This is a genomic window from Telluria mixta (assembly GCF_029223865.1).
In the GTDB taxonomy this organism is placed as follows: Bacteria; Pseudomonadota; Gammaproteobacteria; order Burkholderiales; family Burkholderiaceae_D; genus Telluria; species Telluria mixta.
On the sequence record NZ_CP119520.1, the window covers coordinates 1439579 to 1453655 of the forward strand.

Annotated in this window: 14 protein-coding genes; 10 read left to right on the forward strand and 4 right to left on the reverse strand. The window is 68.1% G+C overall.

Going from position 1 to position 14077, the window contains the following annotated elements; all coding sequences use genetic code 11:
• The first annotated feature begins 148 nt into the window (after window positions 1–148).
• Window positions 149–598 (forward strand): c-type cytochrome, encoded by a 450-nt coding sequence (locus P0M04_RS06300; RefSeq protein ID WP_281042380.1) that lies wholly within the window; start codon window positions 149–151, stop codon window positions 596–598.
• Entirely contained in the window at window positions 595–951 is a 357-nt protein-coding gene (locus tag P0M04_RS06305) for a c-type cytochrome (protein WP_259448098.1), read from the forward strand. Before P0M04_RS06300 ends, P0M04_RS06305 begins: the two co-directional genes overlap by 4 nt.
• Here P0M04_RS06305 and pdxR read toward each other — a convergent pair.
• Window positions 943–2424, reverse strand: a complete 1482-nt coding sequence (pdxR, locus tag P0M04_RS06310; RefSeq protein WP_259448099.1) for a MocR-like pyridoxine biosynthesis transcription factor PdxR — start codon at window positions 2422–2424, stop codon at window positions 943–945. The two genes, P0M04_RS06305 and pdxR, sit on opposite strands and share 9 nt — an antisense overlap.
• 102 nt (window positions 2425–2526) lie before the next feature.
• On the opposite strand from pdxR, the gene P0M04_RS06315 reads away from it, so the two are divergent.
• Complete coding sequence (locus P0M04_RS06315; protein ID WP_259448100.1) at window positions 2527–2991, forward strand: OsmC family protein; 465 nt, start codon at window positions 2527–2529, stop codon at window positions 2989–2991.
• Window positions 2991–3566 carry an FMN-binding negative transcriptional regulator gene (locus tag P0M04_RS06320; RefSeq protein ID WP_307727064.1) on the forward strand — a complete coding sequence of 192 codons (576 nt, stop codon included), beginning with the start codon at window positions 2991–2993 and terminating at the stop codon, window positions 3564–3566. Before P0M04_RS06315 ends, P0M04_RS06320 begins: the two co-directional genes overlap by 1 nt.
• A 14-nt stretch (window positions 3567–3580) precedes the next feature.
• Here the strand turns inward: P0M04_RS06320 and P0M04_RS06325 are convergent, their stop codons facing one another.
• Window positions 3581–4384 carry a DUF4142 domain-containing protein gene (locus P0M04_RS06325; protein WP_259448102.1) on the reverse strand — a complete coding sequence of 268 codons (804 nt, stop codon included), beginning with the start codon at window positions 4382–4384 and terminating at the stop codon, window positions 3581–3583.
• Window positions 4385–4670: 286 nt separating this feature from the next.
• Here P0M04_RS06325 and P0M04_RS06330 point away from each other — a divergent pair, with 286 nt between their 5' ends.
• Window positions 4671–5420, forward strand: coding sequence for an SDR family NAD(P)-dependent oxidoreductase (locus tag P0M04_RS06330; RefSeq protein WP_259448103.1), 750 nt, complete (start codon window positions 4671–4673; stop codon window positions 5418–5420).
• Here the strand turns inward: P0M04_RS06330 and P0M04_RS06335 are convergent.
• Window positions 5410–6333 (reverse strand): LysR substrate-binding domain-containing protein, encoded by a 924-nt coding sequence (locus P0M04_RS06335; RefSeq protein ID WP_259448104.1) that lies wholly within the window; start codon window positions 6331–6333, stop codon window positions 5410–5412. The genes P0M04_RS06330 and P0M04_RS06335 overlap by 11 nt on opposite strands.
• Before the next feature lie 84 nt (window positions 6334–6417).
• On the opposite strand from P0M04_RS06335, the gene P0M04_RS06340 reads away from it, so the two are divergent.
• From P0M04_RS06340 to P0M04_RS06355, 4 genes are all read left to right on the forward strand, one after another.
• Window positions 6418–7260, forward strand: coding sequence for a transketolase (locus P0M04_RS06340; protein WP_259448105.1), 843 nt, complete (start codon window positions 6418–6420; stop codon window positions 7258–7260).
• Window positions 7257–8258 carry a transketolase family protein gene (locus P0M04_RS06345; protein WP_259448106.1) on the forward strand — a complete coding sequence of 334 codons (1002 nt, stop codon included), beginning with the start codon at window positions 7257–7259 and terminating at the stop codon, window positions 8256–8258. Before P0M04_RS06340 ends, P0M04_RS06345 begins: the two co-directional genes overlap by 4 nt.
• A gap of 85 nt (window positions 8259–8343) precedes the next feature.
• Window positions 8344–9660, forward strand: a complete 1317-nt coding sequence (locus P0M04_RS06350) for an MFS transporter (protein ID WP_259448107.1) — start codon at window positions 8344–8346, stop codon at window positions 9658–9660.
• A 94-nt stretch (window positions 9661–9754) separates the two neighbouring features.
• On the forward strand, window positions 9755–10789 hold the full coding sequence (locus P0M04_RS06355; RefSeq protein WP_259448108.1) for a porin: 1035 nt from the start codon (window positions 9755–9757) through the stop codon (window positions 10787–10789).
• Window positions 10790–10792: 3 nt separating this feature from the next.
• On the opposite strand, the gene P0M04_RS06360 is transcribed toward P0M04_RS06355, so the two are convergent.
• Window positions 10793–12430: an acid phosphatase gene (locus tag P0M04_RS06360; protein ID WP_259448109.1), complete on the reverse strand. Its 1638-nt coding sequence runs from the start codon at window positions 12428–12430 to the stop codon at window positions 10793–10795.
• A 192-nt stretch (window positions 12431–12622) separates the two neighbouring features.
• Here P0M04_RS06360 and P0M04_RS06365 point away from each other — a divergent pair, with 192 nt between their 5' ends.
• A complete protein-coding gene (locus tag P0M04_RS06365) occupies window positions 12623–13993 on the forward strand; it encodes a S41 family peptidase (RefSeq protein WP_259448110.1) in 1371 nt (456 codons plus the stop codon).
• Window positions 13994–14077 lie beyond the last annotated feature (84 nt).

Genomic DNA, 14077 nt, shown 5'->3' on the forward strand with positions numbered 1-14077 from the left:
GCTTTTATAATACCGGAGACGATGCATTTTTTTTAACACGATTCGTTTGGGACACTCGCATGCCCGCCACGCGCACCCGCCTGATCATGATGACCGTCATCGCTACCCTGCTCGGATCGGGGACGGTCGCCGCGCTCGGGGCTTCATCGTGCTGCGCGCCGGCTGGTACGACATCGGCGCCACCACGCAGCACTTCCCGTTCATCTACAGCATGCTCGAACAAGGTATGCATTACTCGGTGCGGCGCCATGCGAAGAGCGTGGCCGAACCCGCGCTGGGCAACCACGAGCAGGTGCTGCGCGGCGCGATCGTCTACCGCGACAACTGTGCCCAGTGCCACGGCGGTCCCGGCACGGCGCCCGCCAAGCATGGCCTGAGCATGCAGCCGGTGCCCGGTCCGCTGGTGGACGCGACGCGCCACTGGAAGCCGCGCGAGGTGTACTGGATCACGCGCCACGGCATCAAGATGAGCGGCATGCCGGGCTGGGAATACCACCTGAGCGAGGACGAACTCTGGGCCAGCGTGGCCTTCATCATGCAGCTGCCCACGCTGAGCGCGGACGATTACCGGACGATGACGGCGGAGGCGAAAAAATGAACCGGCTTGCTCTGGTACTGGCAGCGCTCCTGCTCGCCGGCTGCGGCGATGCCAACCGCGCGCCCGCCGGCCTGCAGGGGGACGCGGCGCGCGGCCGCATCGCCCTCGCGCAATACGGCTGCCGCGCATGCCACATGATCCCGGGCGTGACCGGATCGAAGGTCTACGTGGGGCGGCCGCTCGAAGAGATGGCCAAGCGCCCCGTCATCGCGGGCACGCTGCCGAACAACCAGGCGAACCTCGTGCGCTGGATCCGCAACCCGCAGGCCATCGACCCGCGCACTGCGATGCCCGTGCTGGGGGTGTCCGAGCGGGATGCGGTCGACATGAGTGCCTGGCTGCTGTCACACTGATGCCCGCTCGATGGCTTGTTCCAGGTCGGCCACGCCGGCACGGATCACGTCCGGCGTGAACGCGGAAAAGCCCAGCAGCAGCCCGGGATCGATGGCGCAAGCGGCACCCGCCTGCGGATTCGTGTAATAGCCCAGCGTGCGCACGTCCACGCCGAGATCGCGGGCGTGATGCGCGACCGTCTCCTCGTCCAGCCGCTCCGTGAAATGCACGCACAGGTCCAGGCCCGCGTCCGACGGGCCCTGGCGCAGCCGGCCTTTCAGGCGCGCATCGAGCGCATCGACGAGGGCTTGGCGGCGCTCGCCATACGCGTCGCGGGTGCGGCGGATGTGGCGCGCGAAGTGGCCGCCGGCGATGAAGTCGGCCAGCGTCGCCTGCGGCACGATGGGGCTGTGGCGGTCGACGACGGCTTTTGCGCGCGCCAGCGCGGCAGCCAGCGCAGGCGGCGCCACGACGTAGCCCAGGCGCAGCGCGGGAAACAGCACCTTCGACAAGGTGCCGACGTAGATCACGCAGCCCGCGCGGTCCATGCTTTGCAGCGACGCGAGCGGCGGCCCGGTGTGACGGTATTCGCTGTCGTAATCGTCCTCGACGATCCATGCGCGGTTCGCCTCGGCCCAGCGCAGCAGTTCGAGGCGGCGGCGCAGGCTCATGGTCACGCCCAGCGGCAGCTGGTGCGACGGCGTCGCGAACGCGAGGCGCGCATCAGGGTAGTGCCGGGCCGCGTACGCGACGTCCATGCCCTCGTCGTCGACGGGCACGGGACAGACGCGCGCACCGGCCACCGTGAACGGTGCCACCGCGCCCTGGTAGCCGGGCGATTCGATCCACATCGCTTCGCCCGGCGCGAGCAGCAACTGGGCCAGCAGGTACAGCGCCTGCTGCGAACCGGACGTGATCACCACCTGGTCCGGCGTGCACTGCACGCCACGCGACGCCTGCAAATAGGCGCACAGCAGCTCGCGCAGCGGCGCGTACCCGGCGCCGGGACCGTAGCCGAGCGCCCCGGTCGAATGGCGCCAGTGCCGCGCTTCCAGCCGGCGCCAGACGTCGAACGGGAACAGGTCCAGCCCCGGCATGCTGGCACGGAAGGCCCGCAGCGGCCCCGCGTGATGCAGCACGCGCGCCATGCCGCCCGCGATGAGCTCTCCGCGCGCCGACAGCGGCCGCACCATCGGCGCCGCGGCGGCGTCGCCCGCGCGCGCACCGGCCGGCAGCGACGCGCTGACGAACGTGCCCTTCCCCACCGTGCCCTGCAAATAGCCCTCGGCCATCAACTGCTCGTACGCGGCCAGCACGGTCTGGCGCGACACGTTCAACAGGCCGCACAGGGTGCGCGTGGCGGGCAGGCGCACGCCGGCGGCGATGCGGCCGTCGAGGATCGCGTCCTTCAAATGGACGTACAGCTGGCGGAACAGGGGCGTGGCCGTGTCGCGCTCGAGCGTGGCGGCGGCGAGGATGTCGTGGACGTGCATGTCGATGCGATGGAATTGGTACTGTCATCTTCACGCTAATTGGTCATTTGAGCAAGCCATCCTTGAACTTAAGATGAAGGCTCGTTCGCACACGGAGACATGATGAAACGATTCGAAGCCACCCTGGCCTGGCAGCGCGGCGACCAGGCCTTCACCGACCTGCGCTACAGCCGCGCGCACCGCTGGCACTTCGACGGCGGCATCGACGTGCCGGCCTCGTCGTCGCCATTGTCCGTGCCCGTGCCGCTGTCCGACCCGGCCGCCGTCGATCCGGAAGAGGCCCTCGTCGCGGCGGCCGCCAGCTGCCACATGCTGTTCTTCCTGTCGCTCGCGGCCGCGCGCGGCTACGTCGTCGACCGCTACCTCGATCACGCCGTCGGCCTGCTCGATACCGGTCCGGACGGACGCCCGGCCATCACCCGCATCGTGCTCGATCCCGTCATCGCGTTCGACGGAGAGCGGCAGCCCGACCGCGCCGCGCTGGCCGAACTGCATCACGAAGCGCACGCGCGCTGCTACATCGCCAATTCGCTGAAGGGAGACGTTGTCGTGGAGGGCTACGAATAATGTACGTGCCGACGCAGTTTGCCGTGGCCGACCAGGCCGACATGCTGGACCTCATCGCCGCCAATCCGCTGGGCGCGCTCGTGCGCCTCGGCCCAGGCGGGCTGGAAGGAGACCACATCCCGTTCGAGCTGGCGGCGCCCACCGACGCGGCGCCGCACGGCCTGCTGCGTGCCCACGTGGCACGCGCGAATCCGATCTGGCGGGCGGACGATGCATCGGTGCTCGTGCTGTTCCAGGGCGCGTCCAGCTATGTGTCGCCGCTGCTGTACGACGTCGAGACGGCCGGGGGACGCGTGGTGCCGACGTGGAATTACCAGGTCGTCCATGCGCACGGACGGCTGCGCGCGATCGACGATCCGGCGTGGATTCTCGGCCAGATGACGCGGCTGACGGGGCGCCATGAAGATGCGCGCGACGGGTGGAAGGTAGAGGACGCGCCGCGCGAGTTCATCGACAGGATCGTGCGGACGACCGTCGGCATCGAGATCGCGATCGAGCGCCTCGAAGCGAAATTCAAGATGAGCCAGAACCGCACGCCCGACGAGCGGGCGCGCGTGCTGGCTGCGATGGCGTAGTGCCGTGTGTCGGCTTATTTACCGGAAGTCGTTCCGGATTTAGCCATGTGCATCTGCTGGGCCGACTTCAGGTGCTGCTCGACGACCGGCATGTGCTGGTCGGCGAGCGCCTTCACGTCCGGATCCTTGATCTTCTTGGCGTCGCTGGTCAGCTTGGCCTTGGTGTCCTTGTGGTCCTTCACGCCGGCGCCTGCCATGTAGGCCTTGTCGAACGCGTCGCCGCTCAGTTTTTCCAGCTTGGCGGACATCGCCTTGTGCTTGGCGTCCAGCTCGGTCGGCAGGGTCACGCCGCGCGCCTGAGCCAGCGCCTGCACCTTAGACAGTGCCTGGCCGTGGTCGTCGACCATCTGCTGGGCGAAGGCTTTCACGTCGGCGTTCTGGCTCTTGCTCAGGGCCAGCTTGCCGGTCTCGACTTCAGCCATGTCTGCCATCGCCATGTCCTTGACGGCTTTCTCGTCGGACGCGCTCAGCTTGGCGCCGCTGGCTGGCGCACCCGCTGCGGCCTGGCCGGCACCACTGGCGCCCATGCTCGAGCTGGTCGAGGACTGGCCCAACATGCCCGCGGCGCCATGACCGGTCATGCCGGCCGCGCCGGTCTGGTTGGCGCGGTTTTCCATGCCCGTGCTGTTGGTGTTGTCGATGGTGCCCTCGCGGGTGGTTTTACCCGAGGTGTTCTGTTTGCCGGGGGTGCTGCTGGTACCCGTCTGGCTCGGGGTCTGGCTGACCGCCGCCGTCTGGGCGTGGACGCCGACGGCAGTGAACATGGCGGCCACTGCCGACACGGCCAGCAGCCCTTTCAAGGTGTTCTTGTTCTGCATGTTTCGCTCTCCTGAACTCTGTTATGAAGTTGGCGCCTGGCGGGGGCCGCAGTGCGCAAGCTCGTGTTGGAATGACAACGGCCGTGGCAAAGTGTATCGCCGTGTTTTCTTGAACAGCGCGCGTTAGCCAACAGGAAAGTTTTATCGATATGCGCATTTTTCATGATGACTTGCATGCAATGGCTGACATGAATTCATTTCGCCCGGCGCTGAGATTTCCTCGTTTGTCCGGCCGGCGGCCATCCGCGAACATGGCGTCACCAACGACACTTTCAGGAGACGGAACATGTTACTCAAGGAACGCGTGGCGATCGTCACGGGCGGCGCCGGCGTCAACGGCCTCGGTTTTGCAACGGCGCGCATGCTGGCCGAACACGGCGCCCGCGTCGTCATCCTCGACCTGCCCGGCGCCAATCCGGCCGGCGCGGCCGCGGAACTGGGCGCGGGCCACCTCGGCCTCGCGGCCGACATCACGGACAAGGTGCAATGCGACGCCGCCGCCCGCGCCGTGCTGGAGCGCTACGGCCGCATCGACATCCTGTTCAACAATGCCGGCATCACCCAGCCGCGCAAGACGCTCGACATCTCCGCGGCCGACTACGACGCCGTGCTGGACGTGAGCCTGCGCGGCACGCTGCTGATGTCGCAGGCCGTGCTGCCCGCCATGCAGCAGCAGCAGAGCGGCAGCATCGTCAACACGTCATCCGTGTCGGCGCAGCGCGGCGGCGGCATTCTCGGCGGCCCGCATTACTCGGCCGCGAAGGCCGGCGTGCTGGGCCTGACCCGGGCGATGGCGCGCGAATTCGGCCCGGACGGCATCCGCGTCAACGCGATCACGCCGGGCCTGATCGCCACCGACATCATCAAGGGCAAGCTGACGGAAGAGAGAAAAGGCGAGATCGCCAGCGACATCCCGCTGGCGCGCCTGGGCCGTGCGAGCGACATCGCCGGGGCCGTCGTGTTCCTCGCCAGCGATTTGTCCGCCTACTGCACCGGCATCACGCTGGACGTCAACGGCGGCATGCTCATTCACTGAAGTCAGCGAATCCCCGGATCCACTCCACGACCGTCCGCACCCCCTGCAACCCTTCCCGGCTCTTCGGGACGACCAGGTGGTGCGCGGTCGCCTCGATGGCGAGTTCGCCGAACGGGCACACCAGCTTCCCCTGCCGCAGGTAATCGTGCACGAGCACCGTGCTCTCGATGCACATGCCGAGTCCGTTTTCCGCCGCGCTGAGCGTCATGAAGGCGCGGTCCAGGCGCAGGCCCCGCACGGGGCTGCCGCAATCCGGCGCGAAGCGCGCGATCCAGTCGTCCCACGACGTCAGCGAGACGTCGTTCTGGATCAGGTAGAAATTCTCGATGTCGCCCGGCGGCAAAGGCAGCGTCCAGCCCTCCACGAGCCCGGGACTGCACACCGGCACATAGCGTTCGCTCTCCGAAATCGGCTCGATGTGCACGCCCGTCGATGCCGGCGGCCGCCCATACGTCACCGCCACGTCGACGCCGCTGCTGGAAAAATCCGGCGCCTGGTGCACGGCCCACAGCCGCACGTCGATCTCGGGATGGGCGCGCAGGAACGCGGGCAGGCGCGGCATGATCCAGATCGCGGCGTAGCTGGGCGCGCACTGGATCGTCACCACCTGCTGGCGGCTGCTGCGGTCGAGGATCGTGCGCAGCTCGTCGTCGATGTCGGCGAACGAACGCCGGATCACGTCATACAGGCGCGCCCCTTCCGCCGTGGGTACGACGCCGCGCCGCGCGCGTTCGAACAGCAGGGTGCCCAGCGCCTCTTCCAAGGTCTGGATCGAATGGCTGACGGCGGACGACGTGATCGACAGTTCCTGCGCGGCCGCCGCGAACGACCGGTGCATGTAGGCCGCCTCGAACGCCTGCAGTCCCTTGAGTGAAGCCTTGCGCAACGCGCGGTATCGCTGAACTGGTTTCATCTATCGCCAAGAATTACTCGCTATACGGTCGGGACGGCCCTTCCTACACTGGACCCATTCGAACAACCGCAACCGGAGACACCAATGGAACATCCGCACGCCGCCCTGAAGAGCGCGGCCTACCGCATCCGCCGCTACGCCCTGCGCATGGGCGAGGTCCAGGGCCAGGGCTATGTCGGGCAGGCGCTCGGCATGGCCGACATCCTCGCCGTCGCTTACCGGCACGCGCTGCATTATCGGCCGGAAGCGCCGGAATGGGAAGGCCGTGACCGATTCCTGCTGTCGCACGGCCATTATGCGATCGCGCTGTACGCCGCGCTGCTGGAAGCGGGCATCCTGCCGGAAGAGGAACTCGAGACCTACGGCAGCGACGACAGCCGCCTGCCGATGTCCGGCATGGCCACCTACACGCCCGGCATGGAAATCTCCGGCGGCTCGCTGGGCCAGGGCCTCACGATCGCCGTCGGCATGGCGCTGGGCCTGCGCCAGAAGAACAATCCGGCGTTCGTCTACAACTCGATGTCCGACGGCGAGCTCGACGAAGGCTCGACGTGGGAAGCGGCGCTGTCCGCGGCCCACTTCGGCCTCGGCAACCTCATCACGCTCGTCGACATCAACAACCAGCAGGCGGACGGCCCGTCGACGAAAATCCTCGGCTTCGAGCCGCTCGTGCAGAAGTGGGAATCGTTCGGCTGGTTCGTGCAGCGCGCCGACGGCAACGACATCGGCGCCGTGCTGGCCGCCTTCGATGCCGCGCGCAATCATCCGAAGGCGCAGCCGCGCGTGATCCTGTTCGACACGCTGATGGGCAGCGGGGTGCCATTCCTCGAACAACGCGACAAGAACCATTTCATCCGCGTCGAAGCCGACGAATGGCAGCAGGCCATCGCCATCCTCGACGCCCGCCACGCAGGAGACCAGTCATGAGCACCGCAACCCCGAACAAACCGCGCCTGACCACGTCGGCGATGATCGCCTCCATCGCCGCCGAAGGCCAGCGCACGCAGAGCGCCCCGTTCGGCAACGCGCTGGTGGCACTGGCGCGCGACCGCAAGGACATCGTCGGCATGAGCGCCGACCTCGCCAAGTACACCGACCTGCACCTGTTCGCGCAGGCCTATCCGGAACGCTTCTTTCAGATGGGCATGGCGGAGCAGCTGCTGATGGGTGCCGCCGGCGGCATGGCCAAGGAAGGCTTTACGCCGTTCGTCACCACCTACGCCGTGTTCGCGTCGCGCCGCGCCTACGACTTCATCCACCAGGTCATCGCGGAAGAAAACCTGAACGTCAAGATCGCCTGCGCGCTGCCGGGCCTGACGACGGGCTACGGCCCCAGCCACCAGGCGACCGAGGACATCGCCATCTTCCGCGGCGTGCCGGGACTCACCATCGTCGACCCGTGCGACGCGCTCGACACTGAGCAGGCCGTGACCGCGATCGCGGCGCACCAGGGCCCCGTCTACATGCGCCTGCTGCGCGGCAAGGTGCCGCTCGTGCTGGACGAGTACGACTACAAGTTCGAACTCGGCAAGGCGAAACTGCTGCGCGACGGCCGCGACGTGCTCGTGATCTCCAGTGGCATCATGACGATGCGCGCGCTGGAAGTGGCCGAGGCGCTGAAGGCGGACAACGTCGGCGTGGCCGTGCTGCACACGCCCACCATCAAGCCGCTGGATGAGGAAGCGATCATCCGCGAAGCGAAGCGCAGCGGCCGGCTGGTCGTCGTGGCCGAGAACCATTCCGTCGTGGGCGGGCTCGGCGAAGCGGTCGCGGGCACGCTGCTGCGCGCGGGCGTGGCACCGGCATTCCGCCAGATCGCGCTGCCGGATGCCTTCCTCGACGCCGGCGCGCTGCCGACGCTGCACGACCGCTACGGCATCTCGACGCAGGCGATGGCCGCCAGCATCAAGTCCTGGCTGCGCTGACAGCCGCCGCACGCGCGGCCGCGCACAGGAGGCACCAAGACTTCCGGCGGCCGCGTGACACAATGAGAACGATCTGGAGACACGGATGAAAACTTCTAGCGTCACATCGCCGGCCGCCCTGGCGGCCGCCGCCACCGACCTCGAAACGCGCGCCTACGCGAAAGTCACGCGCCGGCTCGTCCCCTTCCTCATGCTGTGCTACCTGGCAGCCTACCTCGACCGCGTGAACGTCGGCTTCGCCAAGCTGCAGATGCTGAGCGACCTGCGCTGGAGCGACACGGTCTACGGCCTCGGCGCCGGCATCTTCTTCCTCGGCTACTTCCTGTTCGAGGTACCCAGCAACCTGATCCTGCACCGCTTCGGCGCGCGCCGCTGGCTGGCGCGCATCATGATCACCTGGGCCGTCATCTCGGCCAGCTTCAGCGTCGTGGGCTCACCCACGGCGTTCTACGTCATGCGCTTCCTGCTCGGCGTCGCCGAAGCGGGTTTCGCGCCGGGTGTCATCCTGTACATCACCTACTGGTTCCCGCAGGCGCGCCGCGCCAAGGTGATGGCGCTGTTCTTCATGGCGATCCCGCTCGCGAGCATCGTCGGCGCGCCGCTGTCCGGCTGGATCCTCGAGACCTTCTCCGGCGTGCACGGCCTGCGCGGCTGGCAGTGGCTGTTCGCGCTGGAGGCGCTGCCCTCGCTGCTACTGGGCGTCGCGATCCTGTTCTACCTGGACGACAGCATCGACGCGGCCCGCTGGCTCGCGCCGGACGAAAAGGCCGTCCTGCAGCGCAATCTCGCCAGCGAGAACGGCGACAAGGTCGCGCACCACTCGGCCGCCGCGTTCCTGTCCGACCGCCGTTTGTGGCTGCTCACCGCGATCTACTTCTGCATCGTGATGGGCCAGTACGGCATCACGTTCTGGCTGCCGGCCATCGTCAGGAACGCGGGTGTCAGCGGCGCCGGCACCGTCGGCCTGCTGGCGGCGATCCCGTATCTGGTGGCCCTCGCCTGCCTGCCCCTGATCGGCCGCAGCTCCGACCGCACCAAGGCACGCCGCCTGCACACCGGCGTGCCGATGCTGGTGGCGGCGGCCGCGCTGTTCGCCCTGCCGTACACGGACGGCGTCGGTATGGCGCTCGTGCTGCTGAGCCTTGCCGCGGCCGGCGCGATCGGTTGCACGTCGCAGTTCTGGACCTTGCCCACCGCCTTCCTCGGCGGCATGACGGCGGCGGCGGGCATCGCCACCATCAACTGCATCGCCAACCTGGCCGGCTTCTTTTCCCCGTCCCTCGTCGGCTGGCTGAACGACGTCACCGGCAAGCAGGGCGCGGGCCTGATGCTCACGTCGAGCGTCCTGCTGGTGGGCGCCTGCATGCTGGCCTTCGTGCCGAAACAGATCGTCGACCGCTGAGCGGTTCCCTCCCCCTGCTGTAACAGGCCCTCGCATCGCGTGGGGGCCGGGGCGGCGCACGCCCACGCACACTACAACAATCATTGGAGACAACATGAAAGCATCGCCATTGCACCTGGCGTGGTGCCTGGCCGTCTGCGCCGGCGCGCAGGCCCAGTCGAACGTAACCGTCTACGGCCTCGTCGACATGAACGCCGGCTGGACCTCGAACCTGGCGCCGAACGGCGGCAATACGCTGCGCGTGAATTCGGGCGGCATGAACACGTCGCGCCTCGGCTTCCTCGGCAGCGAAGACCTCGGCGGCGGCACGAAAGCCTTGTTTCAACTTGAGATGGGCATCGCGGCCGACACGGGCGTCGCCGACAACCCGCTGTTCAAGCGCCAGGCCACCGTCGGCCTGACGGGACGCTGGGGCACGCTGCTGCTCGGCCGCGCATTCACGACAGTCTACGACTTCGTGCTGCCCTACGACCCGATGGGCTATGCGCCGATGTATTCTTGGGCGCCCGCCGGCAATGCGAGCGGCGCCAGCAAGTACGGCATGACGCTGGCGTTCGACAACATGGTCAAGTACGCAGGCAAGGTCGGCAACCTGAGTGTCGGCGCCAGCTACGGCGCGGGCGAGCAGGCGGCGACGGGCGACGGCGCCAAGGGTGCGGTGGCCGCGAATTATGCGGCCGGGCCGGTGTCCGTCGTGGCGACGTACGAACGGGTGAAAGGAAACCGGAGCGACGTCGCGACGGTCTGGCATCTGGGCGCGCTGGTCGACACGGGCCGCCTGAAGCTGCAGGCCGCGATGCGCGACTACCGGCTCGATCCATCGGCGCCTGGACCGGACGTGCGTGCGCGCCTGTACTGGGGCGGTGCCAACTACCTCGTCACACCAGGGCTGACCGCGACCGGCGCCGTCTACTACCAGGACGTGAGGAACGTCCCGCGCGGGACCGACGCCGACCCGGTCATGATCGTAGGGCGCCTTCGCTACGCACTGTCGAAGCGGACGGACCTGTATCTGACGGGGGCGTATGCGAAGGCACGGCACGGCCAGCTCGTGAGCCTCGCGCGCGACGAAGCCGGCTTCGGCAGCACGCAGCGCAGCATCGTCGCCGGCATGCAGCACCGCTTCTGACGGTCAGCGGAAGCTCAGCGCGCCCGTCAGGTCGCCTGGCGGACGCGCCCCGCGCGCCGCGAACGCCGCGTTGCGCGCGGCCAGGCCTTCCAGCAGCGGCAGGCCGTGCAGGCGCGTGATGAAGCGCAGGATCGACGTCGTGTCGTAGAAATTGTGGTCGACGGCGCCCTTCTTCGCGTACGGCGAGATGACGATGGCCGGGATGCGCGAGCCGGGGCCCCAGCGGTCGCCCTGCGGCGGCGCGACGTGGTCCCACCAGCCGCCGTTCTCGTCGAAAGTGACGACGACGACCATGTCCTTCCACTGCGGCGATTTCTTGAGGTGCTCGATCACGTTGGCCACGTGGGCATCGCCGGATTCGACGTCCGAATAGCCCGCGTGCAGGTTCAAATTCCCCTGCGGCTTGTAGAAGCAAACGGCGGGCAGCCGGCCTGCGATGGCGTCGGCGATGAATTTGTTGGAGATCGGGCTGTCGCCCATGCCGCCGTCGCGCAGGTGCTCGGCGCGCGCCGCGGTGCCCGGTCCGAACTGCTTGAAGTAATTGAGCGGCTGGTGGTGGAACTGGAAGTTCGGGCGCTCGCCTTCGCCGCGGCCGTCCAGCGCCGCCTGCCACGCACCCGCATACCACGCCCAGCCGACGCCCTTTTCGGACAGCAGGTCGCCAATCGTTTGATAGGTCTGCGGCGGCAGCACGGCCGGGTCGTGCGGATCGGCCAGGTGCGCATCGCCGCCCGGCGCCGGACGCACCCAGCTCGGCTGGAACGGCGGCGCCATCGTGTTGACCGCGTAGCCGTCCGGCGTGATCGCGCCGTTGTTGACGAACTTCGGCTTGCCCTCCAGCGCCGACTTCGGCGAATCCGGCGCCAGCGCGAGACGATAGCCCGTCGGGCCGTCTTCCAGCACGGCGATCTTCTTCGCGGCCGGGGTGGACGCCGCATCGAAGAATTCCGGCACGCGGCCGCTGATCAGGAACTGGTGGTTCAGGTACGAGCCGCCGAACGCGCCCATGAAGAAGTTGTCGCACAAGGTGAATTCGCGCGCGATCTGCCACAGGCCCAGGTTCTTCGACGTCTCGCCGTAATGCCCCATCGTCAGCGCGCCGTTGTCGCCCCACGCCACGAAGCCGTCGTTCTTGCCGCCGTTGATCTGCATCTGGTTCTGGTAGAACAGATGCCACAGGTCGCGCGTGATGATCGCTTCCGGCAGCGGCTTGCCCGCGGCGTCCGTCAGCTTGAACGGCGCGTTCGGCAGGTGCTGGATGTCGTCTTCCCTGATCAGGTAATCCTTGCCGCCGATGTTCTGGCGTGCCGGCACCATGCCGCCCCAGATCTTCGGCAATTCCGGGAGGACGCTGCCGTCGCGGTCCTTCTGCGGAACGGCGTTCGCCGGCAGCGGGTGCGCGAGGCCGGGAAAGTCCGCGAACAGGTTGTTGAAGCTGCGGTTCTCCAGGTAGATCACGACGACGTTCTTGACGTGCGCCTTCAGCTTGGCGTCCAGCGAGCCGGCGGTCGGTTTGACCGCCCTGGCAGCGGGCTTCGCGTCGGCGGCCGGGGCGATCGATGCCGACAGGCCCACGGCGGCCGCGGCCTGGAAGATGCGGCGGCGCGCAGGGCTGGCGGGGTAGTCGTCGTGGTCCTGCATGGCGTTCTCCTGGGGCGCAAAGCATCGATTATCTGTGCTTTTTGCCATCAGGAAAAGAAAAAAGCGGGCGTCAATACGGGCAAAAACGACAGCAATCGCTTACAACGCCTTAACGCCGATTTACCCCTCTTTAACCGCGCTTAACACCCCCGCAAGCCAGAATCTCGGGAACGAATCGACGAAAGGATCACCATGAAACGCACCGCGCTCGCCGTCCTCGGCGCCCTCTCCCTGGCCTGCGCGCCCCTTGCCCACGCCGACGACACGGCCAAGCCTTCCCTGAAGCTGCCGCAGGCGCAGGTGGAACGTCTGCTGGAGGTCTATGCCCTGGTGAAGCAGAACTACGTCGGCGAGGCCGACGACAAGGCGTTGTTCGACGGCGCCCTGTCCGGCATGCTGGCCGCCCTCGACGCGCACTCGCGCTACCTGGACAAGGACGCCATGCGCGACGTCGGACGCGAGAACAGCGGCGAGTACGTGGGCATCGGCATCGAGGTCGAAGGCGACCGCAACCAGCTGCGCGTCGTCTCCGCCACCGAGGGCTCGCCGGCCGAACGTGCCGGCATCCGGGCGGGCGACACGATCGTCTCCGTGGATGGCGCACCCGTCGCCGCGATGGCCAACGACGACGTCGCGCGGCGCATGCACGGCGCGCCCGGGACGGTGGTCGCCGTCGGCATCGCACGCCGCAACAAGGTCGAGACGCTGCGCATCACGCGCGCCGACCTGCACAACGACACCGTGCGCGTGAAGATGGCGGCGCCGGGCCTCGCGTGGATCCGCATCTCGGAATTCGGCGGCGCCACGGCGGCCGACCTGGCGGCGGCGCTGAAAACACTGGAGACGCCGCGCGGCCTGATCCTGGACCTGCGCAACGATCCGGGCGGCCTCGTGGCGACGGGTGTCGCGGTCGCCGGCGCCTTCCTGCAGCCGGGCACCGTGTTGTTCTCGGCGCGCGGGCGCGAACCGGGCGCCAATGCCACCGTCACGGTCGACGAGCGCTATTACCGCCAGCAGGGCCAGCCCGACGTGCTGGCCGGCCTGCCCGCGTGGACGCGCACCGTGCCGCTGACGGTGCTCGTGAACGGCGCGTCCGCGTCGGCTGCGGAACTCGTCACGGGTGCCCTGCAGGACCAGCACCGCGCCACCGTCATCGGCACGCGCACGTTCGGCAAGGGGTCGATCCAGTCGGTCATCGGGCTGGACGAGGACAGCGGCATCAAGTTCACCGTGGCGCGCTACTTCACGCCGAACGGCCACGAGATCCAGGCGCGCGGCATCACGCCCGACATCGTCGTGACGCCCGCGGCGGCGGCCGACGACGACCTGCTGCTGCGCGAGGCCGACCTGGCGAAACACCTGCCCGCGACGCAGCCGCTGGACACGACGCTCGAGGCGAAGCGCGAACCGCTGGAGTCGACGCGCACGTTCGGCACGCGCGACGACAAGGCCCTGCAGACCGCGGTGGCGGTACTGACGCCCGAGGACAAGCGTTCGTCCACGCTCGCGGCCCTGTTGCGCCGCTGGAGCGGAGCGCCGCTGGCGGCGACCGCTGCGCCGTAACGATCACGTCACAATCCGGCGTCAGAATACGCATCGCTCCCAGGGAAGAGAGCACATGGCGGCTCGGCCGCCCTACCGGCGCCG